13 protein-coding genes are annotated in these 26,844 nt (G+C 41.2%); 8 read left to right on the top strand and 5 right to left on the bottom strand.

Annotation, left to right across the window (positions count from 1 at the left end; genetic code table 11):
• Positions 1-3 precede the first annotated feature (3 nt).
• The 5 genes from ACSYSH_RS01525 (at position 4) to ACSYSH_RS01505 (ending at position 7,597) form a co-directional block, all read left to right on the top strand.
• Entirely contained in the window at positions 4-1,245 is a 1,242-nt protein-coding gene (locus tag ACSYSH_RS01525; RefSeq protein ID WP_252773945.1) for a glutamate-5-semialdehyde dehydrogenase, read from the top strand.
• 103 nt (positions 1,246-1,348) lie between these two features.
• Entirely contained in the window at positions 1,349-2,878 is a 1,530-nt protein-coding gene (locus ACSYSH_RS01520; protein ID WP_491702541.1) for a ClC family H(+)/Cl(-) exchange transporter, read from the top strand.
• A gap of 89 nt (positions 2,879-2,967) precedes the next feature.
• Complete coding sequence (gene rfbB, locus ACSYSH_RS01515) at positions 2,968-3,975, top strand: dTDP-glucose 4,6-dehydratase (protein ID WP_252773947.1); 1,008 nt, start codon at positions 2,968-2,970, stop codon at positions 3,973-3,975.
• A 6-nt stretch (positions 3,976-3,981) separates the two neighbouring features.
• The gene (locus ACSYSH_RS01510; protein ID WP_491702542.1) at positions 3,982-4,431 is read left to right on the top strand and encodes a GNAT family N-acetyltransferase; all 450 of its coding nucleotides are present in this window, start codon (positions 3,982-3,984) and stop codon (positions 4,429-4,431) included.
• Positions 4,432-4,954: 523 nt separating this feature from the next.
• Complete coding sequence (locus tag ACSYSH_RS01505) at positions 4,955-7,597, top strand: cation-translocating P-type ATPase (RefSeq protein ID WP_491702543.1); 2,643 nt, start codon at positions 4,955-4,957, stop codon at positions 7,595-7,597.
• Between the two features lie 481 nt (positions 7,598-8,078).
• On the opposite strand, the gene ACSYSH_RS01500 is transcribed toward ACSYSH_RS01505, so the two are convergent.
• A complete protein-coding gene (locus ACSYSH_RS01500; protein WP_491702544.1) occupies positions 8,079-8,579 on the bottom strand; it encodes a prolyl-tRNA synthetase associated domain-containing protein in 501 nt (166 codons plus the stop codon).
• Positions 8,580-8,770: 191 nt separating this feature from the next.
• Between ACSYSH_RS01500 and ACSYSH_RS01495 the strand changes: the two genes are divergently transcribed.
• The 3 genes from ACSYSH_RS01495 to ACSYSH_RS01485 all read left to right on the top strand — a co-directional run bounded on the left by ACSYSH_RS01495 (position 8,771) and on the right by ACSYSH_RS01485 (position 12,865).
• The gene (locus ACSYSH_RS01495) at positions 8,771-9,085 is read left to right on the top strand and encodes a SemiSWEET family transporter (protein ID WP_489815678.1); all 315 of its coding nucleotides are present in this window, start codon (positions 8,771-8,773) and stop codon (positions 9,083-9,085) included.
• A 143-nt stretch (positions 9,086-9,228) separates the two neighbouring features.
• Positions 9,229-11,589 (top strand): leucine-rich repeat domain-containing protein, encoded by a 2,361-nt coding sequence (locus ACSYSH_RS01490; RefSeq protein WP_491702545.1) that lies wholly within the window; start codon positions 9,229-9,231, stop codon positions 11,587-11,589.
• Between the two features lie 421 nt (positions 11,590-12,010).
• Positions 12,011-12,865 carry an aldo/keto reductase gene (locus tag ACSYSH_RS01485; protein ID WP_491702546.1) on the top strand — a complete coding sequence of 285 codons (855 nt, stop codon included), beginning with the start codon at positions 12,011-12,013 and terminating at the stop codon, positions 12,863-12,865.
• A gap of 276 nt (positions 12,866-13,141) precedes the next feature.
• Here ACSYSH_RS01485 and ACSYSH_RS01480 read toward each other — a convergent pair whose 3' ends face one another.
• From ACSYSH_RS01480 to ACSYSH_RS01465, 4 genes are all read right to left on the bottom strand, one after another.
• On the bottom strand, positions 13,142-13,777 hold the full coding sequence (locus tag ACSYSH_RS01480; protein ID WP_491706151.1) for a hypothetical protein: 636 nt from the start codon (positions 13,775-13,777) through the stop codon (positions 13,142-13,144).
• Positions 13,778-14,401: 624 nt separating this feature from the next.
• Positions 14,402-15,370 (bottom strand): S66 family peptidase, encoded by a 969-nt coding sequence (locus ACSYSH_RS01475; RefSeq protein WP_491702548.1) that lies wholly within the window; start codon positions 15,368-15,370, stop codon positions 14,402-14,404.
• 160 nt (positions 15,371-15,530) lie between these two features.
• A complete protein-coding gene (locus tag ACSYSH_RS01470; protein WP_491702549.1) occupies positions 15,531-16,106 on the bottom strand; it encodes a GNAT family N-acetyltransferase in 576 nt (191 codons plus the stop codon).
• Between the two features lie 642 nt (positions 16,107-16,748).
• Positions 16,749-26,651, bottom strand: coding sequence for a DUF1542 domain-containing protein (locus ACSYSH_RS01465; RefSeq protein WP_491702550.1), 9,903 nt, complete (start codon positions 26,649-26,651; stop codon positions 16,749-16,751).
• Positions 26,652-26,844: the final 193 nt, after the last annotated feature.

Raw genomic sequence — 26,844 nt, 5'->3', positions numbered from 1 at the left:
ACGATGATAACAGTTGAAAAAATTGGTCAACAGGCGCAAGCAGCAGCACAAGTTGTTGCACAATTATCAATAGAAGATCGAAACCAAATTCTATTGTCGATGGCTGAAGCCCTGCGAGAGCAAAAATTAGCTATCATGGCAGCGAACCAAGCGGATCTAGATCATGCAGCAACGCTTTCTGGCCCAATGCGTAATCGCCTAACACTTGATGATGCAACGATTGAGGACATTGCTACTTCTTTGGCTGCCGTGGCAAACCTGGCGGATCCCTTGGCCGGCCCTAACGAAAACTGGAAACATCCATCCGGGTTCCAGATTATCAAGAAGCCCGTTCCACTTGGAGTTGTGGCAATGGTCTACGAAGCCCGCCCGAATGTGACGGTTGATGCAGCTGCTTTAACGTTTAAATCAGGAAACGCTGTGATCTTACGTGGCGGTAAAGAAGCAATCCATTCGAATATTGCCTTGGCCCAGGTGCTACGTTCCGTGCTGACAGACCACCAGTTAAACCCCAATATCATTCAATTAATCACTGATACAACCCATGATTCTGTTAACGACTTGCTCCATCTTCGTCAATATGTAGATGTTTTAATTCCGCGTGGTTCTGGCAGCTTTATTGACTTTGTGGTGACGAATGCTACTGTACCAGTGATTGAAACTGGGGCAGGTAATACGCACATCTTTGTGGATGAAGATGCCGACCAGGATCAGGCAATCAAGGTGATTGTCAATGCCAAGACGCAAAAGCCCGCTGTCTGCAATTCAGCCGAAAAACTACTAATTCATGAAAAAATTGCCGCTGAATTTTTACCGAAGGTGACTTCATCTTTAATTGAAGCCGGGGTTGAACTACGTGGCGATGATCGGGCTGTGGCAATTGATGATCGTCTTTCATTAGCAACAGCGGCTGATTGGGATACAGAATACAATGACTTAATTATGGCAATTAAGATTGTGCCCGTTATCGATGACGCCATCGATTGGATTAACGCGCATACGACTCACCATTCTGAAACAATTCTCGGGCAAAATCCGCAGCATGTTGCTGATTTTATGAACCAAGTTGATGCTGCGGTGGTCTATCAAAACGTTTCGAGTCGCTTTACGGATGGTTTTGAATTCGGTTTTGGTGCCGAAATCGGTATTTCAACGCAAAAGTTACACGCTCGTGGGCCAATGGGCTTGAAAGCATTAACGACGATTAAGTATGAAGTTTTTGGTGATGGTCAAACACGTCATTAAAAGCTGATATTCAAATAATTTTTTGTTAAATAGTTCAAAAGTTTAATTACTTTTGAACTATTTTTTATTACTGTTTTAGAATAAAAAGGTGTAAACTAAAAATATGCAAAAAAACACCTTTCATTTTAATACAAATCGATTGATGGTCATTATTAATGGGACTCTGGTTGGTTTTTTGACCGGAATCGTAGTATCCATCTTTCGAATGAGCATTGAACATTCACTTTCATGGTGGCGTGATATGTATACATATATTCGAAACGACCACTGGTCAGTCCTTGTCGTCGCTATTTTTATTAATTTAGCAATTGGGCTGATTGTCGCAGTGCTAGTTAAAAAAGAGCCCAACATCGCCGGTTCTGGGATTCCTCAGGTTGAAGGGCAGTTAATGGATCAATTGCATTTAAATTATTTCTCGATTCTATGGCGAAAATTTGTTGCGGGTATTTTAGCCATTGGTTCGGGCTTGATGTTGGGACGTGAAGGACCATCGATTCAACTTGGGGCTGCCGTCGGACAAGGTGTTGCCGAAACCATCAAGGCTGACCATAGTCAAAAAAAGTCACTGATTGCGGCTGGTGCAGCATCTGGTTTGGCTGCTGCCTTTAATGCACCGTTAGCCGGCGTGATGTTTGTTTTGGAAGAAATTTACCATAGTTTCTCACCAGTAATCTGGCTGGGTGCGCTAGCTGGTGCCGTAATGGCCGATGCAATTTCCACGATTGTGTTCGGCCAGACACCAGTTTTGGCGGTTGGACAATTGCCAATTATTCCGGTACGGCTCTATGGCCTGCTATTGATTTTGGGACTCATGCTTGGTTTGCTTGGCTTTTTATACCAAAAAACGCTTTTGGCCAGCCAGAAAATCTACCAATGGACACACCTACCAAAATATCTGAACGGAATGATTCCGCTGATATTAGTCATTCCTTTGGGGATTTTTTGGTCGAACGGCCTGGGCGGGGGAAATAATTTGGTCTTGGCGCTTGGCAACCATGTTCCAGGCATCAAAATTTTATTGGCCATGGTACTGGTTCGCTTTATCTTTTCGATGATCAGTTACGGCTCGGGCCTTCCCGGAGGAATCTTTTTGCCAATTTTGACACTTGGTGCCATAAATGGTGCTATTATTGGCCAGGTCTTTGTCATTTTTGGTTGGGTCTCTGCGTCTTACCTCATTGATTTCGTGGTGATTGGTATGGCAGCTTATTTTGCAGCCATCGGGAAAGCACCCTTTACGGCCATTATCCTGATTATTGAAATGGTCGGTTCTGTGACCCACGTTTTGCCATTGGCCTTTGTCAGTTTAGTGGCTTACCTAGTGGTTGATTTGTGCAATGGTGCGCCAATCTATGAATCCTTGTTGAACCGTCTTTTGCAAAATCAGGAAGGCAATGGCAGCCAGCAACTGATCACCATGGAAGTGCCCGTTTTGGCCGGAACAGTTTTAGAGGATCACGAAATTCGCAATGTTGACCAGCTCAGTCACAGCTTAATTACAATGGTGAAGCGGAGCAACCAAAGCTTACTGCCTGCTGGGGACCTAATTTTACGTCCGGGAGATATTATCTACGTTCGAACAGCACGAGCTGAATCTGAAAGGATTCGGGCAGCGCTTCTATTAAAAATGTAAGAATCTTGAAAAAAAGGGACCAATTCAGTATTTGCTGGTTGATCCCTTTTGCTATAATATTTTTTAAAATTAGTCAAAGGAGAGAGGGCATGCGCTATCAGAAAATACTTGTAACGGGAGGGGCTGGTTTTATTGGCACGAACTTCGTTCGTTATCTGCTGGAACATTATCAGGGAGTTGAAATCACCGTTTTAGATAAGTTAACTTACTCCGGAAATCTAGAAAATTTGGCTGATTTGTCAACCAAGCGATTAAACGTGGTGGTCGGAGATGTTTGTGACGCTTCCTTGGTTTGCCAGCTAGTTCAGAGTGTCGACGCAGTGATTAACTTTGCGGCGGAAAGTCATAATGATAATTCTTTAGCCGATCCCAGGCCATTTTTGGATACGAATATTATTGGTACTTATACGTTGCTGGAAGCAGTTCGCAAATACCATGTTTTTTACCACCATGTTTCGACGGATGAGGTTTTTGGTGACTTATCAATTGATTCAACAGCGAGGTTTCAAGAAGAATCGCGCTATCAACCTTCGTCACCATATTCGGCAACCAAGGCCAGTTCTGATCATCTGGTTCGGGCTTGGGTCCGCTCTTTTGGTATTCAGGCCACGATTTCAAACTCGTCGAATAACTATGGACCTTATCAATATGTTGAAAAGCTAATTCCGCGGACGATTGCCACCATTATCAGTGGTGCAAACCCTCAGGTATTTGGTTCGGGAAAGCAGGTGCGCGATTGGTTACACGTAACCGACCACGTTCGGGGATTGTTAGCTGTGCTGGAAAAGGGGGAAAGTGGCCAAACCTATCTTTTTTCGGCGAATTGTCAACTGAGTAATTTAACGGTTTTGCAAAAAATAATGCGCCAGCTCGGCCAAGATCCGTCGAATATTGTGCATGTTGCTGATCGCCCTGGTCATGATCAGCGTTATGCCTTGGACGCCAGTCACACGATGGCAGCTCTTGACTGGCACCCGGTGGTGACTGATTTTGATGCTGGTTTAGAAGAAACAATTGCTTGGTACCAAAATCACCAAGATTGGTGGCAGCAGGCACACTCGATTGTCGAAGCTAAGTACCTGAAGGAAGGGCGTTAATAAAAAATGACTGAAAAATTCTTTATTCGGGAGGCAACGTTGTTCGATTTGGCCGCCATTCATAGGTTGAACACAAACGAACTGGATTATGATTATCAAATTGAGAAGGCGAAAAATCAGTTGGTGCAGTTACTTGAAGATCAACGTCACCATCTGCTGGCAGTTGCCGAGGATTCGCACCACCAGGTTTTGGGTTACCTGCATGCCGAGGTTTATCAGGAAATTTATGCTGATCCTGCGTTGAATATCTTAGCACTAGCAGTAAACCGGTTAGCGCAGGGACAGGGGATAGGCACGGCTTTAGTCGTGTGGTTAGAGGAGGCGGGCAAAAGTCGAAATATTTGGACCATCCGGCTTAATTCTGGTGCCAATCGTCATGAGGCCCATGCCTTTTATCGTCGCCTGGGTTTTGAAGAAATTAAAACGCAGAAGAAATTTGTGCGAGTGAATCGCTGATGGTCAATCCTACGACGTAAGACGGAAATTTAGCGAGATAAGCGCCTGACAAAATTGGTATAGGCGTTTTTTTAATCAACATTATTCTAATTAAAGTATATAATTACTGATTTAACAACTTTTATTATTAGAAAAATTACTTTATCTTCTAAAACCGACAAAAATCGTTATATGTATGATACAATATTATTAGTCATACTTATTAGTTTAAGAATACTTTTGTTCACTCTAATGGCGTCGTACTTTCATACATATCTGAATATTAATTTTGACAGTTAATTGTGCCAGTATTCCAATTAGCTAAAAACCTACATGTTAATCGCCAACGATTAGCCGAAAATGTTCGCTTTTTATCTATGAAGAGACACGATTTCAAAATTCGGGGACTTACACCACTTGATTGTTGGCGCCGAACTTTGAGTAGTATGCAACTGCCAACACGATCACGCAAGAGAAGACGTGCCGTGGCCAGGAGACCACCTCTGGTGTGATACCTTCTCATGAACCATCGAAAGGAATACTCATGCAAGCATTCCAAAAAGGAGTTCAAGCAACACTCAAGGCCTTTGGAACGAAATTGGACCAAGGACTTTCTGAAAAGCAGGTTGAAAAAAGCCGGCGAGAACATGGAAAAAATGTTTTCGTGGCTGAAAAGAAAACATCTTTAGCTAAGAAAATCTTACTTAGTTTAAAGGATGTCGCCACAATTATTTTGTTGATTGCGGCTGGGATTTCCTTTGTCGCCACTTATTTGGAAGGAAGTAATAATTACTTCGAAAGTCTGCTGGTGATTGGCATTGTGGTCATCAACTCAGCATTGTCGATTTTTCAAGAAGACAAGGCTGAAAGTTCCTTAGCCGCTTTGAAAGATTTGAATAAGAGTCAGGTTAAGGTTTTGCGCAACGGTCAACCAGAATTAATTGACTCGGATGACGTTGTTGTCGGCGATCTTTTGCTCTTAGAAAATGGGCGGTCAATTGCAGCTGATGCGCGTTTAATTGAAGCTGTTGAATTACAAACGGAAGAGTCCGCACTGACTGGCGAAAGCTTGCCCGTGGAAAAAGATACGGATGCTACTTTTAAAGGGGACGGTAACGTTGACCTCGGTGAACGAGTAACGATGGTTTACCGTGGTACTACCGTTGTCAATGGTCACGGCCTGGCCATCGTCACTGCTGTGGGAATGGCAACTGAAATGGGTAAGATTGCTAGCCTATTGAACAATGAAAACAGTACGCCTTTGACACCATTGCAACGTCGTTTGGCCCAATTAGGTCGTAATATTTCTTATTTGGCCATTATTTCCGCTGCCGTTGTTTTAACGCTAGGAATTGCTCAAGGAATGGATTTGAAGCACATCTTCTTAACGGCCATCTCCTTAGCAGTGGCCATCGTGCCAGAAACGTTACCAGTGATTGTGACAATGACTCTAGCTCTCGGCGTTCAACGAATTGCCAAGAAGCACGCGATTATCCGACGGTTACCAGCGGTTGAAACACTGGGAACAACGAATGTCATTGCTTCGGATAAGACTGGAACGTTAACACAAAATAAGATGACGGTTCGTCAGGTCTGGCAAGCCAATCAAAATCAGTTGTCCGCCATAGCTGATGGTATTACAACTGAGGCTAAGGAAGTTTTGTCTTTGGCAGCAATGTCAACCAACGTGGCAGTATCGGAAGATGAAGATGGGGCAACACGTTTTGATGGTTTGCCAACAGAAGTTGCTTTGGTGCGGGCTATTGATCCAATTAAGAGTCGAGACGACTTGTTGACTGAATATCCCGTCGTGGACCAGGTACCATTTAATTCGACGAAAAAGCGAATGACAACCGTTCATCAGCGGCCGGATGGTGGCTATCTTGCCATTACTAAGGGAGCCTTTGATGTCTTGGCACCAATGCTTTCAAATGGTGATGTTGCCGAAGCAGAAAAGGTCAATCACAAGTTCGGTCGTCAGGCACTACGTGTTTTGACCATTACCAAGCACGTCTTTGATCAAATGCCGGCAGAACCAACTCAAGAATTTTATGAAAGCAACCTAGAACTGGTCGGTTTGATTGGTATTATTGATCCGCCACGTCCAGAATCGGCCGCCGCTGTTGCCCAGGCAAGACAAGCCGGGGTTAAGACGGTGATGATTACTGGTGACCACGTTGAAACGGCTAGCGCAATCGCTCGTGAAATCGGAATTTTACAACCAGGCGACAAAACATTAACTGGTGCCGAATTGGGGCAATTATCCGATGCTGAATTGGATAAGAATGTTCAGGATTATAGTGTTTATGCCCGTGTAACGCCAACGGATAAAATCAGAATTATTAAGTCATGGCAACGACAAGATGCGACGATTGCCATGACGGGTGATGGTGTTAATGATGCGCCGGCCCTGAAGGCAGCGAATGTTGGTATTGCGATGGGGCAAACCGGAACTGATGTTGCCCGTGGTGCTTCAGACATTGTTTTGACGGATGACAATTTTGCGACAATTATTAGCGCCATCGAAGAAGGACGGGGGGTTTATGTTAAGGTTCGTAAGACAATTAACTTCCTCTTGTCTGCTAACATCTCGGAATTAATTGCCATCTTAATTGCCATGATCTTAGGCTGGGGTTCACCGTTGCTCCCAATTCATCTGCTCTTTATCAACCTTGTAGCTGATGGTTTGCCAGGCTTTGCTCTGAGTCGTGAACCAATGTTAACGGATGTGATGGACAAGGCGCCAATGCCCAAAAATTCGTCATTGTTTAGTCAGGGACTTGGACGACAAATTGCCCTCAATGCCTCGCTTTTTGCCTTGGTGACCTTAGGCGCCATCTGGTTTGGTCAAAATATGGCCATGGGCGGCCTTGCCACTTCAGAAGAGGTGGGCCAGACAATGGCCTTCGTCGTCTTGTCATTAACGTCGATTATGCACGTTTTCAATATCCGTTCTGAAAAGTCTCTTTTTTCAATTCGTTATGGTGCCAATCCATCATTGGTGAATATGGCTCTCTTAGCAACACTAATTACGGTTGCAGTTTCGATAATTCCGGGTGTTCAAGGACTCTTCGGTTTGGTCGGCTTATCGGCTAGTCATTGGTTGCTGATCGTTCTCTTAACTGTTATACCGACGATTGTCTTAGAAATCCTGAAGAAAATCAGCCCAAGGCTCTTTCAGGTTTAATGACAAATAACTAATTCGAAAGGTAATTTGTATGCCAGTAACGTCGCGACCCGAACACCAAAATAGAGGCTTTTCAATTAGCAGCATTTTCATTATTTTAGGCAGTTTTATTGGTATTGACATGGTTGAAAATACTTATCCCGCTATAAAGGATAATCTTCTTTTGAACTTTGTTATCTTTGTCTCGATTTATATAGGACTAAGGTTCATTGCGAGGGAAGTGCAAAAAATTAAACTGCGATTCTTGTCGTAAAATATAAATACAAAAAAGACCCGTTGCTGAAGCAACGGGTCTTTTTTCTATCCTTACTTGCTATGACAGCCATTGTTGGCAGTGAGATGAGTCAACACTTCCAGCAAGTGCTAACTGGACCAGTTTCCCAGGAGCAATATCAGCAAAGCATTTTTTAAACAGAATTAAATGGTCCAAAAAAGCGACAACACTTAAAAATAACGTTGTAGCTTTCTAAATGCCTTTTGATCAGTCTCGTTCGGGGATAGGAACGGTCGTCACTTCATTACCATGTTCTTGAATTATCTCGAGGAGATCAAGGGTTTTTAGCCAAACCGTTGCTGTGTTTTCATTTGGGTGAATCCCAATTAGTCCAGGTTCTTTTAGAAATTCCTCATCAAGAAAGAAGTTGACTTGGCGGCCATCATTATTTAAGAGACCGAAAGGAGAGACAGAACCAGGAATTAAGTCCAATAACCTTAGCAAGTCTTCTTCTGAGGCAAATGATAGCGGTCGGGTCTGATTTTCCTTGCGAAAAGCCTTTAAATCAACTCTTTTATCACCTTTAACAGTAATCAGAAAATAATTTCGTTTTTTATCGTCACGGACAAAAAGGTTTTTGGCATCGGCATCTGGGTAGGGTAAGTCAACATCAACAATACTATCCATACTAAATAATGCTTGGTGTTCTGTAATTTCGTGCCAAATTTTTTTTTGCTGCAAATACTGAAAAACTTCATTTTTATCCATACTTTTACCTCAGCTTTTAATATAGGTCACATTATATCATTAGCAAGAGTTACTTAATGATTGCAATCGTTGAGCTACTTATTTTTATATTACTTAAAATACAAAAATGTTTCATTTTCACTCGCTATGCTCGCAAAAATAAGTTACAATTATTATATGAGGGAATAAGGAAAGGAATTAAGAAAAATTTTATGAGAATTGATACTTCAGAATATCCAACAGGTGAAAACGCTGTACCTGAGAAGCGCGTTAAACGGCTAAAGTTGCTTAGTAAGGCTGCTACCTTTACTTGTATTGCGATGTATGTTTCATATATCCCGCAAATTATTAGTAACTTTTCTGGGCACCCAGTTGGTGTATTACAACCACTGGTGGCAATGATTAATGCTTCGCTCTGGACTGGTTATGGATGGACTAAGACCTTTAAAGATTGGCCGATTATCATTTCAAACGTTCCTGGTGTTTTGTTTGGATTGTTCACAGTGATTACGATTTATATCCATTAATCCATGAACCAATCACTAATAAAATAAACGAGTTTGACCAATGATTGGTCGACTAGTTGGTTTTTCTTAATCTCAAAGAAGAAATGATCAATTGATTTTTTCAACAAACACAACATTAATATGAATAGTGAAAGGAGTTTTTTATGAAAAAAATCATTCCACAAGAAAAGCCTTTACTGGCTTCCAAGAAATTGTGGCTCTTCGTCGCTTTTTCTACCCTGACTAGTGCCGGGTTTTTAACGCAAACAGAGGGTCATGCTGTTGGTTTAAACAATGATTTAACCGCTTCGGCCGATGAAACGGCAAATACGCTGCAAACAGCTAATACCGTCACTTTGGCGTCAAAGCAACAAGACACATCGAATAGCACTTCAGCAACTGCTACTAGTACAGAAAATAACAACGAAACAGTAGCTAGCCAAGCTACTAGCCAAACGAATACTACTAGCCAAACGAATAGCGGAAACGAGTCAAGTTCCATTTCTGCTAGTCAAACTAATACTGATAGTGGGGAAGGTTCTGCAACTACTAGTCAAACATCCACCAGTACTGATTCAAACTCTTCAACGAGCCAGTCAGAAAATAGCTCCAGTCAAAGTACGAATGATAGTACTGGATTGACGAGTCGCATTGCTGATGATAGCAGTACGAGTCAGTCTACCGGTACGGGTAACTCAGCCAATGTTGGTACAACTAATGACAATTCCACTTTAATTGGCCAAGCATTGGTACCAGATAATACTTTACGAGCTGCTTTTGCGACGGCCTTAAATAAGTCAGCTGACCAGCTAACGGTGAGCGACTTGGAGCAAGTCAAAGCAATTAAGATTACTTCTGGTAAGGTTGAATCGCTACAGGGCCTGCACTATGCTAAAAATCTCGAAAGTATCACTGTCATTGGTAATTATAAGCAAAATAGTGACGATGATGACAACACAATTAGCAGCTATTACCCTCAGAGCGATAGCCCTTATCAGTATGACAATGAGAGTGGATCTGCTGATATTTCTGCTGTCCTTTCGGATGATAAAATTACAGAATTTAATGAGTTGACCCAGTTGAAGTTCATTCAGTTGACTGGTTTGGGTTTGAGTGATGCTAATTTTTTGCGCAAGCAGGCGGAACACAACCAAAATTTGGTAACCCTTTATATTAATCGGAATTCGATTTCTGATTTAACTCCCTTTACTGGCACTACCATGTCGCATCTTCAGACACTAAATATCGCTAATAATAATTTTTCTGATATCAGCGTTATTCAAAATATTAATTTACCAGCGATAACAACGATAGATGCTAGCTACAACCAGATTAGTGATATTACGCCGATTACCAAGGCCCAAATCACCAATATTCAATATTTATTTGCTAATAATAATCAGCTTAGCAATATTGATGCTTTTAAGGATTCTCCCTTGACGAAATTGAAGTGGCTTGCTATCAATAATAATAATATTAGTGATATTACCGTTATGACGGGGCTCTATAATCGTTATCCAGATTTACATGTTTTCCAAATTGATAACAACCAACTAGGCGATATTAGCTTTATGAATGGTTTCCAGCTGTTATTCCAGACGACTGCCCAAAATCAACACCATCAAGAAACAGTAACCGCCGTTCGATCAAATCAACCGACAATTGATATTGCTTTGCCGATTAAAACCAGTTCTTATGATGATGAAATTCAAGTGGGTAATCAGTCTTATTACAATGGTCAAAGTGACCCGCAGGGGAACACTTTGACGATTAGTCAGCTTTCAAATACAATTCAGAGTGTTAACCTTTACAACGGACAAACTATTTCCGGTAAACAGCTTGCCGATCAATCATTTACTGGAGTGAAATCTCTTACGATTGCGGTACCAACTGATAACACCACGAATACTGTATTATCTTATCAATGGTCTGGTGCCCGGGGTCAGTTTAATGGTACTGGGACAATTACCGTTAACTGGGTTGACCCAGTGCAGCCAGAAATCGTTGCCAATAACCAGACCATTACCCAAGGTGATCAATTTGATGCACTGGCACAGGTGAGTGCTTTTGATCAACAAAATGATGGCAGTGGTCGTGTTGATTTAACCAAGCAGATCACTGTTACCCAAAATCAAGTCAATCCTCAAGTAGCTGGAACTTATACAGTTGTTTATCAAGTAACCAATTCTTACGGGCTAACTACAAGTAAAAGCATCCAAGTTACAGTACAAGCACCAGCATCAATTCCAAACAATGATGGTCAATCTAACACTCAGCAAAACCAACAGAGTAACCAGTCCCAGGTTCAACAGAGTGCACAAGAAGCGCAACACGTTGCTACAAGCGCCGTTCCATTAGCCGCAAAAAATAATACAGTAGCTGTTAACCAACAAGAAGCTGAGCATGCGCTACCTGATACTGCTGACACAGCTCCGCAAAGTCGCGTTGAAAAATTTGCACCCGTGTCTTTGTTTGCTTCGTTAACACTCTTATTCTTAGCTAAAAATAAGAAAAAGAAGCACTAGCAGTAATCATCAAAGCAGTTGACAAAATTTGGACCTTGTAAATAGGGCTTGTCAGCACAGCGACTAATTAAATAACTGTTGCCAAAAGGAAGAATTCTTGATAAGAATTCTTCCTTTTTCGCTAGCTGCTGATTATGGTTATTCAATAACTATTAAGTTCAGTCGCCGTTGCTTTGGTTTGCTAGGGCAGCGCGGTTGTCAAAGCAACATTGCTTTTCTGATGTCTTGATTAACATATGAAAAGAAGAACTCAAAATCAGTAATATTAACTTGACTTGGAGCTCGCTTCAAGGTGTTTAATAGTCTGTGTAAGAAAAAATTACTTGCATTTAGACCAAATTTTAAATGGTTGACAATGAGAAAAATTTTTTCTGATATTTTGATTGAAAAAGTATTGCTATGTTAGAAAGGAAATGAATTGATGGAGTACTCAACATTAAACAATAACGTTAAAATGCCAAAATTAGGGTTTGGTGTTTACCAAATTCCTGAAAATGAAACTAAAGAGGCCGTCCTGCATGCCATTAAGATTGGCTATCGTTTAATTGATACAGCGGGTGCGTATCAAAACGAAATCGAAGTGGGAGAAGCTGTTAAAGAGGCCATCAATGCAGGAATCGTTCAGCGCGAAGATTTATTTATTACAACTAAACTTTGGATAAATGAGTACAAAGAGCAAAATGCTGAGAATGCAATTAACGAACGTTTACAGAAAATGCAACTTGATTATTTAGATCTGCTATTGTTGCATCAACCTTATGGTGACATTTATGGTGCTTGGCGTGCAATGGAAAGGGCTCTAGATGCAGGAACATTGCGGTCGATTGGTGTTTCGAATTTTGATGCAGGAAAAATTGTTGAATTTGCAAAATTAGTTGAAACAACCCCGCAAGTTAATCAGATCGAATTTAATCCATGGAACCAACGTGAAAAAGATCAAGAGTGGAATAAAAAATATTCTGTTCAACCAGAAGCGTGGGCGCCATTCGCTGAGGGCCGGTTAGACCTATTTCACAACCAGGTTTTGCAGGAAATTGGTAAGAAATATAACAAGACAGTTGGGCAAGTTGTTTTAAGATGGTTAATACAAAGAAACATTGTTGTTTTAGCCAAATCTGTTCATGAGGAACGGATACGCGAAAATTTTGATGTTTTTGACTTTAATCTTTCAGAAGAAGACATGGATTTAATCAAGGGTTTGGACAAAAAAGAATCTGCTTTCTTTGATCATAATGATCCCGTTTTTGTTGAACGGTTAACCGGTTGGTTGATTTAAAGCATTAATTAGCGTTAACTAGCTAATCATTACTCTAATTAATTAATATGTAAAAAATGAGGTTTCCAAAAACGTTCATAAAGTTTTTGGGAACCTCATTTTAGCATTTGCTTTTTTAAAATTAACAACCTTTTTTAGAATAATTGTCAATCTTGGGTACGTGATGGTTGTTATAGAAATTAAGTTAAGACGGAAGCAATCCTGAAAGGGGGTAAGGGTGATAATGTTGCCTTGGGGGGCGTAATCATAAGCAGTGACGGCCTTGATTGATCTCAATCACTTTTTAAGCACCTCTTTTTTTAATGATTTTCTAAAAAAACGAGTACTAATAGCTATACCGACAATGATCAGTACAAAACCAATACAGATGCCAAAAAGTCCTGTGGAAGAAGAAGCAAACTCAGAATGTTTATAAGATAACAAAGCGTACTGTGTCATTACAATTGCAACCAATCCGTCAGCTAAATTAAGTGCTTTAAGATAAGAAATAATTGGACTATTGAATTGTCGAGAATTTATCCAACCAATAACTGATGTAACGATTTTTATAAAACCAATTAATGCTATGAACAAGACAATATTATGATTATAATTTTGAGGTTGACCATGAACAAACATAAACGTTGACAGTCCCACCAAAACCAAGCCTAAAATTGAATAGAAAATGCCACCTTCACGTAAGTATATTTCTTCTAATTTTCTACGTTCTAAATTTGAAAAATTAGCTATTCTAACCTGTTTATAACGAAATAAAAAATAAGAACGGATGGCTAACAGAATTAGATAGTAGAAGCCAAAAATTAAAAACCACAATGACCAAAGCACTAAACCGATTGTAATTTTTATCACGGCGAACATTGAATTAGGCACTGTACTGAATAAATTATATAGAACCACTCGATCTGCTTTCAAAGATATATGTCTTTTTAAATTATGTTTTTTAATAAAAATATTAAGTTGCTTCTTTATTTTTTTGATAGTGTTCACCTTGATATATTTTGCCTTCACAATCGATAAGGTTATGTACAATTCATTTTATCAAAACTCTATCAAAGTTGGTGATTAAAACTGACTATTAACAAAACAGCAACAAAACATTGGCAATTTATCGAAACGCCAGGTAGATCATACATTTTTAACGAAATATATGATTGGGGGGTTGATAATCCTCACTGATAGTTAACTTTCGATAATATATATTATGTAAAGTAAGATGTCTCAAGAATTTAACCAGTACAAATTTGACCAATATTACTAGCGTGTGCTACCACAATTATACCTTCCTTTATTATTCTGGTCGTTTTATCAATAACTACTGAAACACCACGTATTTAAAATAAAAACTTCCTATTTCAGGAAGGCAAATTAATTGATTTAAATTATTGTCTCGTTGGTTGGTCATTTCAGCCAGAAAATCCGGATTGTGGCTATTAGCAATATCGATAAAAATTAATGGTTTAACTGTTTTTTCCAAGAATTCCCTTAACACCTAATCCTTTAAAGACACTCAAAATACAAAAAAATTCTTTCAAAAATCTAACTTTCTTGCACAATAACCTCAATTTTGTTACTGTTAAGCGCGTTCACTTTGATACTTTGTCCCAATGGTACAGTGAAAATTGGTTGAGTATGCCCAAAATCTAAATCATATATTACTGGTATCTTCTTTAAAATTGAAAATTTATCTAAAACTGAATGCAGCTTCTCTTCATTCATCGCATTGATAGTAGGAAATCTTCCTATTATAAGTGCTTTTATATCAGTATGTATTTGTAAGATTTGGGCCAATTCCCGTAAAAATTCTAGTGGTTCACCACCCTCTGCTTGCTCGATGAAAATAATAGGATCTTCTGTTTTCGGAAAATATGGCGTTCCAGCTTGTAAACAATATGTCTGAATGTTTCCTCCAGTCGATATACCAGTAGCTTCTCCGACATTATATACTTTCCATTTGTTAACCAATGGATGTCGTGGTAAAGTCGTGTCAAACCACAAATCACTAGTCCAAAAATCGCTAGGCTCTAACTTAAAGGAATCATTTAAAGATGCCTTTAGCCATTCTGTTGTTTGGTATTCCTGCAATTCATCCATTTTGAATGAAGAATAGCATGGACCATAGTATGTGATTTGATGTGTCATGGCGCGAATTGCATTATGCAAACTGGTAGCGTCGGAATATCCAAAAAACATTTTAGGATTTGAGCGAACAATCTCCCAATCAATTTGTGTTAATAATTCATTAGAATTAAAACCACCAATAGTGGTCATAATTGCCTTAACATTTTTGTCAATGAATGCATCATGAAAATCTGAAACCCTTGATGCGATGCTACTGGAGTAAAATTCATCATTTTCAAGAATATGTTTTCCAAAAGTTACTTTAAATCCTAAATTTTCTAATCTTTGTTGGGCAATTAAATTTTCTTCAAAACCACCAACACGTTCTATTGAAGAACTTGGAGATATGATTCTAATTTCGTCACCTTTTTTGAGCTTTAATTGCATAAAAAGCCGAACCTCCTAACCAATTAACTTGAATTTAATTTAATCTTATTTAACACAAATTCACATTTTGATTGTAACATCAACAAAATGTTTGGCTACATTGTTTCAAAAGATCGTTGTTTTCCATCAGAAATTTGGATTTCATTCCCATATTCTCTATTTAATCTCCTAACAACTGCGTCTTTTTTATCCATTCTTTTTTTAATAATGAATACATACATGAATCACTAATTCCTGTATTACTATAGCTTCTTTGTCTTAAAGTTCCTTCAAAAACAAAGCCACATTTTTTTAAAACTCTTTGTGATCGTTGATTACGAATATCGCATTTTGCTTCAATACGTCTTACATCGGTAGTGTTAAAAAGATAATTAACTATACTATGTAATGCTTCAGGAAGGTAACCCTTCCCCCACCATGATTTTCCGATAACATAACCAATTTCGAACATTCTTAAACGATTATCTTTATTAACTACGGTTATTGTGCCGATTAAAGTATTAGTGTCCTTTATGACTATTCCCCAATCATAAAAATCAGATAACAAATATTTTTTCTCTCGAGTTTTAATGCTACGTCTAACGCTCTCTAGACTCTTATAGTGCTTCCAGGTTAAAAAATGTGTTGAAACGGAATCAGATGCCCAATTTTCAAACATTTGAGGAGCATCATTCACAGTAAGTGGCCTTAGAAATAATCTTTTAGTTTCAAGAAAATCTGTTCCTATTTTCTTCATTATTCATCCTCATTTACAGACATATCATTAATTCACATTTTTTCTGATAACGTTTTGTTTTGCTTACGACTAATATTGCTATGGAGGTATCAACATAAACACATCCATAATAAAAGCCTTAAGAATCTATGAAGGCATTAATTTTTTACCAGCTTTTCAACAAAATTATAATTTACAAATATTTTATGAGTTAACAGATTAAACTGCAATCTCTTTAAACAGAACTGAATTTAGTATACAAACTCTTAACTTTTGAACATTAAAAATAGTTCGTATATCAAAAACCAAAGTCACACTCTTTAGAAAACAGAACTCGCTAAAGAATTTTTAGATGTTTTAATGTAGCTACAGTATAGTACTTATATTATTTTTTAAAACCCTAGAATTACTAAACTTTAAGTTTGCTAGTTTAAGTAGTAGTTGCCTTGTTTTGATTTAATACTGAATTTCTTGCTGCGCTCTAATCAAGTGTACTAATAGGTCAGCATAATCATTTCATGCAACGTTGCCATGATTGTCAATTTTATAATATAAAAATACCCCGGAAGTTATCATAACTTCCGGGGTATTCATTACCCTTCAATTCATTTTTTACAATCAAAGGTGTTTATTCTAAAAAATAATAGTACTTTAAAATGAAAGTTAGTCCTCATTCCTCTTACGTCGAGCAAAGAAGAGCATCAATCCTGACAGCGTCAACAGTGAAACCAGACCAACTGCGTTAGCCGAGGAAAAGCGGGCAACCCTCGTTTTCGCAGTTGCTTGTCGGTCAGTCTGCGCTTTAGCACTTTCATGCTTTTGTTGGACATCCTTCTTATACGGTACTTCCACTTTAGCGCTTTCATACTGCTGTTGGACATCTTTCTTATACGGTACCGCTTGCACAGCTGCTTGTCGGTCAGCGAGTGCTTTAGCGCTTTCATACTGTTGTTGGACATCCTTCTTATATGATATTTCCGCTTGAGTAGTACCATAATCCAAGCCAGACAAAATAGTATCAGCATTCAACGCACCATTAACTTCAGCCTTAGCCTTAGCTACTGCTGCATCCAACTTCGCATAGTCTTCATTTTTTTGATCTTGTGTCAAGTTTGGATCGTTAAAGATTTGAGCACGAATAGCATTTGCTTTTTGATCAATTGATGCAATAGCAGCAGCCTTTTGTGCTGGCAAATCAATACCGGGTTGATGCGCTTTTTCCATTTGGTTGGTTGTGTTGAGCTTAGCATCTAAGACCTGTTGAGCTGTTGAAGCAGTATTGACATCGTTCTTAGCATCAGTCAACGATTTTTCAATGGCAGCAATTTGGTTTGCCTTCTCATTAGTTGATAACGTGTTATCACTATTAATAGCGGCTTTCATCTGAGCAGCCTGGTTTTCTAACACAGACAATGCATTTTGCTTTTGTTGTGCTAAAGTGTCGGTTGCCTGTTGATGCCCATTTGTCACTTTTTGCTGAACTTCATTAGAATCAGGCACAGCATTGACATTTTCTGGCGTCAGTCCAGCATCAATCTGCCCCTGTGCCTTGGTAACAGCTGCTTTAATATTCTGAATCTGGTCAGCCTTTTCAGCATCTGAGAGGTTTGAATCTGATTGAATAGCATTAATCACCTGGTCAGCTTGATTTTGCAGTTTTTGCCGGGCCGAGTCCTTGTCTTGATTCAGATTCATCAAATTACCAGTAACTTGACTTGCAAGAGCTTGGACATCCGAACCATCTGTCGAACCAGATGGAGCAAGCGCATTATCAATTTTGTCTGTGGCAGCCTGCATAGCTGCTTGAACAGCGGCTTTTTGAGCGTCTTTAGCTGTCTGATCTAAGTTTTGATCCTGATCAATATCCTTCAATGCTTGTTCATAAGCTTGATTGATATTAGTATAGGCCACTACCTTAGAATTATTCAGATTATCTAAAGCAGTCAAACTGGGTTGTTGTGCAGCAGCAGCTGTCGCAGCATCCTTAGAACCGTCAATTTGATTTTGAGAAACCTGACTAGCCTTAACCAAAGCAGCTTTTTGGTTCGCCTTTTCGTCAGCTGTTAAGCTACTATTGTCATCAATAGCTGTATTCAAATCCGCAATCTTCGTGGCAATTGCATCACTTGCAGCAGTCATATTTTGAGCCAAATCCGTCACTGCTTGTTCACCAGCAGACTGATTATCACTCAAATGCTGAGCATCATTCGATTGATTAATCGTTTGTTCTTGTTCTGCCTCAAGCTTATCAATACCTGCCTTTTGGGCAGCTTTGCTCGTCGCTGATAAAGTAGTATTTTGGTCAATACTATCCTTAGCTTGTTGTGCCGCTGTTTGAACAGCCCTTAGTGCAGCTTCCTTCTGGTTGCTCAAGGATGGCACATTATCAAAGTTTTGGACGGTATCGGCAGCTTGAGAAAAAGTACTCTTGTCATCCGAAGCTGAGCTAGCATCTGTTGTTGTAGTGGCAGCATTAATTGCGTCTTGGGCCGCCTGTTGCGCTTTAGCCAAGTCATTTAACCGGCTTTGCTTTTGAGCGTCTGTCAAATCAATATTGCTATTAATCGCAGCTGTTGCGTCCTGTACCTTTGAAGCCAAAGCATCATCAGCAGCACGCTTGGCATCTGCTAAGTCACTAAAGTTCGTTTTAGCAGTTGCAACTACCTGGTTCAAGACGGTCGAATCTTGATTGTGAGCAGCCGTCTCAGCAGCAGCTTTACTAGTTTTTGCTTGCTGGTCAACGATTGCTTCTTGCGCCTGCTTATCAGCTGCAGATAAGTTTGGATCTGCTTCAATTTTAGCCTTCGCATCCTTGGCTGCATCATCAATTTGCTTATTAGCTGTCAAAGTATTCATGGCTGTATCCAAGTCAGAACCAGTTGCCACTGCATTTGTAGCATCAGCCGGTTTTGCTGCTGCATTGATACTACTTTGAGCAGCAGCTACCTTGTTATTAAAGTCTTGCAAGGCATAGGCTTTCGAATTAACATCATTCACATCACCTGAGTCATTCAAAGCCGCATTATTGTTAATCGCATCACGACCAGCCGTTGCTTTTTGAGCCAAAGTATTATCAGCATCTTTTTGAGCATTAATCAGATTTTGACCACTCTGAGCAACATCTGCAGCTGCTTGAGCATTTTGTGCATTGGTTACATTCTGCTTAGCAGTCGTTGCCGCATTATCAATGGCCGCCTTTTGATTGGCTTTTTCTGTATCACTTAAGCCAGCTTCTTGATCAATGGCGTTTTTGGCCGTAGTAGCAGCAGTATCAATTGAGCCTGTCAACTGCTTTTGCTTATCAGCCAGTGTCTGGTAACCACCATCTGCTAAGCCACTTACTTGTGCTGGGTTGTTAGCATTATTAACCGCAGTCGTTAAGTCTGCAGCATTTTGGCCGTTGGTCACACCATCAGCGGTTGTGGCTTGATCAATAGTATTCTTTGCAGCAGCTGCCGCGTTATCAATGGCCGTATTCAACTGATCTTTTTGTGCCTGCGTCAAGTTTTGATTATTGTTTACTTGATCCTTTGCGTTTTGAGCACTCGTATCAACGTTGTTACGGGCTGTGCTCTTGTCTTGGTTCAAGCCGTTAATCAGATTTTGACCACTCTGAGCAGCATCCGCAGCTGCTTGAGCATTTTGCGCATTGGTTACATTCTGCTTAGCAGTCGTTGCCGCGTTATCAATGGCCGCCTTTTGATTAGTTTTTTCCGTATCAGTTAAGCCAGTTTCTTGATCAATGGCATTTTTGGCGGCAGTAGCGGCAGTATCGATTGAGCCTGCCAACTGCTTTTGCTTATCAGCCAGTGTCTGGTAACCACCATCTGCTAAGCCACTTACTTGTGCTGGGTTGTTAGCATTATTAACCGCAGTCGTTAAGTCTGCAGCATTTTGGCCGTTGGTCACACCATCAGTGGTTGTCGCTTGATCAATGGTATTCTTCGCAGCAGCTGCCGCAGTATCAATGGCCGTGTTCAACTGATCTTTTTGTGCCTGCGTCAAGTTTTGATTATTGTTTACTTGATCCTTTGCGTTTTGAGCACTCGTATCAACGTTGTTACGGGCTGTGCTCTTGTCTTGGTTCAAGCCGTTAATCAGATTTTGACCACTCTGAGCAGCATCCGCAGCTGCTTGAGCATTTTGCGCATTGGTTACATTCTGCTTAGCAGTCGTTGCCGCGTTATCAATGGCCGCCTTTTGATTAGTTTTTTCCGTATCAGTTAAGCCAGTTTCTTGATCAATGGCATTTTTGGCCGTAGTAGCAGCAGTATCAATTGAGCCTGTCAACTGCTTTTGCTTATCAGCCAGTGTCTGGTAACCACCATCTGCTAAGCCACTTACTTGTGCTGGGTTGTTAGCATTATTAACCGCAGTCGTTAAGTCTGCAGCATTTTGGCCGTTGGTCACACCATCAGTGGTTGTCGCTTGATCAATGGTATTCTTCGCAGCAGCTGCCGCAGTATCAATGGCCGTGTTCAACTGATCTTTTTGTGCCTGCGTCAAGTTTTGATTATTGTTAACAGCCGTATGAGCGTCTTGAGCTTGCTGACCAACACTGCTATAGGCATTACTCTTGTCTTGGTTCAAGCCACTAATCAGATTTTGACCACTCTGAGCGGCATCTGCAGCTGCTTGAGCATTTTGTGCATTGGTTACATTCTGCTTAGCAGTCGTTGCCGCATTATCAATGGCCGCCTTTTGATTGGCTTTTTCTGTATCAGTCAAACCAGTTTCTTGATCAATGGCATTTTTGGCGGCAGTAGCGGCAGTATCGATTGAGCCTGCCAACTGCTTTTGCTTATCAGTCAACGTCTGGTAACCACCATCTGCTAAGCCACTTACTTGTGCTGGGTTGTTAGCATTATTAACCGCAGTCGTTAAGTCTGCAGCATTTTGGCCGTTGGTCACACCATCAGTGGTTGTCGCTTGATCAATGGTATTCTTCGCAGCAGCTGCCGCATTATCAATGGCTGTATTCAACTGATCTTTTTGTGCCTGCGTCAAGTTTTGATTATTGTTTACTTGATCCTTTGCGTTTTGAGCACTCGTATCAACGTTGTTACGGGCTGTGCTCTTGTCTTGGTTCAAGCCGTTAATCAGATTTTGACCACTCTGAGCAGCATCCGCAGCTGCTTGAGCATTTTGCGCATTGGTTACATTCTGCTTAGCAGTCGTTGCCGCGTTATCAATGGCCGCCTTTTGATTAGTTTTTTCCGTATCAGTTAAGCCAGTTTCTTGATCAATGGCATTTTTGGCGGCAGTAGCGGCAGTATCGATTGAGCCTGCCAACTGCTTTTGCTTATCAGCCAGTGTCTGGTAACCACCATCTGCTAAGCCACTTACTTGTGCTGGGTTGTTAGCATTATTAACCGCAGTCGTTAAGTCTGCAGCATTTTGGCCGTTGGTCACACCATCAGTGGTTGTCGCTTGATCAATGGTATTCTTCGCAGCAGCTGCCGCAGTATCAATGGCCGTGTTCAACTGATCTTTTTGTGCCTGCGTCAAGTTTTGATTATTGTTTACTTGATCCTTTGCGTTTTGAGCACTCGTATCAACGTTGTTACGGGCTGTGCTCTTGTCTTGGTTCAAGCCGTTAATCAGATTTTGACCACTCTGAGCAGCATCCGCAGCTGCTTGAGCATTTTGCGCATTGGTTACATTCTGCTTAGCAGTCGTTGCCGCGTTATCAATGGCCGCCTTTTGATTAGTTTTTTCCGTATCAGTTAAGCCAGTTTCTTGATCAATGGCATTTTTGGCCGTAGTAGCAGCAGTATCAATTGAGCCTGTCAACTGCTTTTGCTTATCAGCCAGTGTCTGGTAACCACCATCTGCTAAGCCACTTACTTGTGCTGGGTTGTTAGCATTATTAACCGCAGTCGTTAAGTCTGCAGCATTTTGGCCGTTGGTCACACCATCAGTGGTTGTCGCTTGATCAATGGTATTCTTCGCAGCAGCTGCCGCAGTATCAATGGCCGTGTTCAACTGATCTTTTTGTGCCTGCGTCAAGTTTTGATTATTGTTTACTTGATCCTTTGCGTTTTGAGCACTCGTATCAACGTTGTTACGGGCTGTGCTCTTGTCTTGGTTCAAGCCGTTAATCAGATTTTGACCACTCTGAGCAGCATCCGCAGCTGCTTGAGCATTTTGCGCATTGGTTACATTCTGCTTAGCAGTCGTTGCCGCGTTATCAATGGCCGCCTTTTGATTAGTTTTTTCCGTATCAGTTAAGCCAGTTTCTTGATCAATGGCATTTTTGGCCGTAGTAGCAGCAGTATCAATTGAGCCTGTCAACTGCTTTTGCTTATCAGCCAGTGTCTGGTAACCACCATCTGCTAAGCCACTTACTTGTGCTGGGTTGTTAGCATTATTAACCGCAGTCGTTAAGTCTGCAGCATTTTGGCCGTTGGTCACACCATCAGTGGTTGTCGCTTGATCAATGGTATTCTTCGCAGCAGCTGCCGCAGTATCAATGGCCGTGTTCAACTGATCTTTTTGTGCCTGCGTCAAGTTTTGATTATTGTTAACAGCCGTATGAGCGTCTTGAGCTTGCTGACCAACACTGCTATAGGCATTACTCTTGTCTTGGTTCAAGCCACTAATCAGATTTTGACCACTCTGAGCGGCATCTGCAGCTGCTTGAGCATTTTGTGCATTGGTTACATTCTGCTTAGCAGTCGTTGCCGCATTATCAATGGCCGCCTTTTGATTGGCTTTTTCTGTATCAGTCAAACCAGCTTCTTGATCAATGGCATCTTTGGCCTGCTGAGCAGCAGTATCAATTGAGCCTGTCAACTGCTTTTGCTTATCAGCCAGTGTCTGGTAACCACCATCTGCTAAGCCACTTACTTGTGCTGGGTTGTTAGCATTATTAACCGCAGTCGTTAAGTCTGCAGCATTTTGGCCGTTGGTCACACCATCAGTGGTTGTCGCTTGATCAATGGTATTCTTCGCAGCAGCTGCCGCAGTATCAATGGCCGTGTTCAACTGATCTTTTTGTGCCTGCGTCAAGTTTTGATTATTGTTTACTTGATCCTTTGCGTTTTGAGCACTCGTATCAACGTTGTTACGGGCTGTGCTCTTGTCTTGGTTCAAGCCGTTAATCAGATTTTGACCACTCTGAGCAGCATCCGCAGCTGCTTGAGCATTTTGCGCATTGGTTACATTCTGCTTAGCAGTCGTTGCCGCGTTATCAATGGCCGCCTTTTGATTAGTTTTTTCCGTATCAGTTAAGCCAGTTTCTTGATCAATGGCATTTTTGGCCGTAGTAGCAGCAGTATCAATTGAGCCTGTCAACTGCTTTTGCTTATCAGCCAGTGTCTGGTAACCACCATCTGCTAAGCCACTTACTTGTGCTGGGTTGTTAGCATTATTAACCGCAGTCGTTAAGTCTGCAGCATTTTGGCCGTTGGTCACACCATCAGTGGTTGTCGCTTGATCAATGGTATTCTTCGCAGCAGCTGCCGCAGTATCAATGGCCGTGTTCAACTGATCTTTTTGTGCCTGCGTCAAGTTTTGATTATTGTTAACAGCCGTATGAGCGTCTTGAGCTTGCTGACCAACACTGCTATAGGCATTACTCTTGTCTTGGTTCAAGCCACTAATCAGATTTTGACCACTCTGAGCGGCATCTGCAGCTGCTTGAGCATTTTGTGCATTGGTTACATTCTGCTTAGCAGTCGTTGCCGCATTATCAATGGCCGCCTTTTGATTGGCTTTTTCTGTATCAGTCAAACCAGCTTCTTGATCAATGGCATCTTTGGCCTGCTGAGCAGCAGTATCAATTGAGCCTGTCAACTGCTTTTGCTTATCAGCCAGTGTCTGGTAACCACCATCTGCTAAGCCACTTACTTGTGCTGGGTTATTAGCATTATTAACCGCAGTCGTTAAGTCTGCAGCATTTTGGCCGTTGGTCACACCATCAGTCGTTGTCGCTTGATCAATGGTATTCTTCGCAGCAGCTGCCGCATTATCAATGGCTGTATTCAACTGATCTTTTTGTGCCTGCGTCAAGTTTTGATTATTGTTTACTTGATCCTTTGCGTTTTGAGCACTCGTATCAACGTTGTTACGGGCTGTGCTCTTGTCTTGGTTCAAGCCGTTAATCAGATTTTGACCACTCTGAGCAGCAGTCGTCACGTCATTAGCGTCAGTTGCAGCATTGGCTTGAGCTTTAGCAGCAGCTGCCGCATTATCAACGGCCGTCTTTTGATTAGCTTTTTCTGTGTCAGTTAAGCCACTTTCTTGATCAATGGCGTTCTTGGCCGTAGTGGCAGCAGCATTAATCTGGGTAGTTGCGGCGGTTTGAGCATTCACCAAATCTGTTAAAGTCTGGCTACCACTCTTCAAATCTGCCACGACATCGTCAGCCGTAGCAGCTGCTTGAATTTTTGCTTTTGCGCTATCAGCCGCTGCCTGAATAGATTTGATCTGTTCTTCCTGTTCATTTTCAGGCAAAGTTGAATTCTTAATTGTTGCTATGGCACTGTCTGCTTGAGTTTGAATTTGTTGAGCAGCAGTCGTTTTGCGATCTGACAGGTCTTGACCAACCTGGTGTAAAGCGCTTAAGTTTGTTGCCGCATTATTTTGGATATTTTCATCATTTTGCGCCGTTGCACCCGAACCAGTAATCTGTGCGTTTAATTGCGCAGCTGCCGCATCAATTGCCGCCTTTTGATCGCTTTTTTCTTGAGTTGTTAGGTTTGCATCAGTATCAACTGCATCTTTGGCCTGCTGTTGAGCAGTTGTGACGGCAGACAAAGCTGCCTGCTGTCGTTGCGCTTGTGTAGCGGATGAAGCGGATTGGTGGGCACCAGCAATTGTTGCAGCAGCTGTTGTATCTCCCGCTGCATTGTTAATGCCGTCAGCATCCGTCGCATTATTAATCTTGCTAGTAACACTGGCAACTGCATCAGTAATTGCCTTTGTCTGGCTAGCTTTTTCAACATCTGTTAAAGTCGGATCATTAGCGATGTCTTGTAATTTCTGGTCAACATTGTTATCTGCCTTAAACTTTGCAATTGCATTAGTCTTTTGTTGGTCAACAGATGTTCCTGAAGTTTCGCCATCACTGATGGCTTTTTGAACTGCTGCCTGAGCATCTGCAACGTTCTGCGCTGTCGCGCTATCAGGTAAATTCTTTAATGTATTCAGGGCATCGTTGATGGCTTGAATCCGCGCCTGACGATCGGCCGTTGACAAAGTCGGATCAGAATTGATTTTACCATTCGTTCCAGTTGCATCATTCACAGCTGCCTCTTGGTTAGCAACGGCAGAATCTCGCTGCTGCGCAGGTGTCGTCGTACTCTTTTGATAACCGTTATTAATTGCACTTGCATCAGCGCTATTAGCAACATTTTGGATGTCATCAGCATCAGTTGCATTATTTAAGGCCTGCGTAGCATTGTTCAAAGCAGTTGTAATGGCAGCCTTTTGACTGTTTTTTTGAGCGGTCGTCAAACCATTATCAGCATCAATTAACTGTGTTTGCGTCTGAGCAGCCTGTGTCAGTGCTGCTTGTTCATCACTACGTTGCTGATCAACCGGTTTACCGGATGTATACTGCGTAGCCAAAGCCTGAGCAGCAGCCTTATTCGCAGCATAGTCCTTCAAATAACTAGTATCATTCAGTTTTGCTTGTGCTGCTTGAACATTCGCGTCCACTTGATTTTCAGCGGCCTGTTTCTGCGCGGCTGTCAAAGTCTTATCATTTGAGATGGTTGTCTTGGTTTGGTCTCCTTGATTAGCCAGTGCCGAGATATCAGTTTGTCGGTAGCCATCCAACGTCTTTTGATCTTGAGTTTGCTGTGCAATTTCTTGTTGCAACGTGGCGTCGTTTTCAAACTTAACGTTCAAGTTAAGGTAGTAATCCTGGTTTCCACTGGCACCACCAACATTTTTATTTGAAACAAAAGACAAACGAATGGCGTTATACTTAGCAGCATCGCTGTCACTAAGACTAGGGACTTGAAAATCTTGCCAACTGCCAACAGGGGTATAAACCTGCTTAATATTATTCCAACCAGTATCTGCTGACCCATTTGCTATCGAACCTTGCAAGGCAGTATTATTCCACTGCCCTGTGTTCTGCCCAATATCAACCGAAACGGTATTTTGAGTCCCATTGGGTGAAATCGAAATCGAGGTTTTACCCGGAACATAAACAGCAACTAACTGCGGCTGCCCATTAACAATGTTATTAGGGTTTAAGTACACATAAACATTTTTAATTTGGTAATTAATCGATTGACTTGCATTGTTCGGATCTGCGGCAACGTTGGTTTGAACCGGTAGAGCATCCACATATTTTCCAATCAGTGCCTCGCGTTTGGAGCTAAAACTCACTGAACCCAAACCAGATTGATCGCCCTTTGGCACGTAGGGGGTCGTATCAAATCCATTAGTTGTTGTCCCCGTGGTATCAGCCGCTACCTGATTATCAAGATGGGTCCCGGACTGAACCACCCCTAATACTCCGGCAAGAGCAATGGTGGTAATGGTAGCAAAGAGCCACTGCTTGCCGGATTTATACATTTTGTAGTGTTCCTTAGCATTTGAGTTATTCATCAAACCCTCCTCCGACTTTTACTTTTACTTTAGAATAGTCAATTTTTATTATAAAACAGTGACTTAGATATTTCAAGAAAGGCAAACAGGTGCAAAACAACCGCCGTTGACACAATTGTCATTAAAATTAGCAAAGCCAAATCGGTTTGCATAGACTTTATGTCATCAGCTAAATTTGCCTTCATCCCCAGCG

Source organism: Fructobacillus sp. ESL1117 (assembly GCF_058508565.1).
The sequence above is the reverse complement of the archived record's forward strand: the minus strand, read 5'-3'. Positions and strand labels throughout refer to the sequence as shown.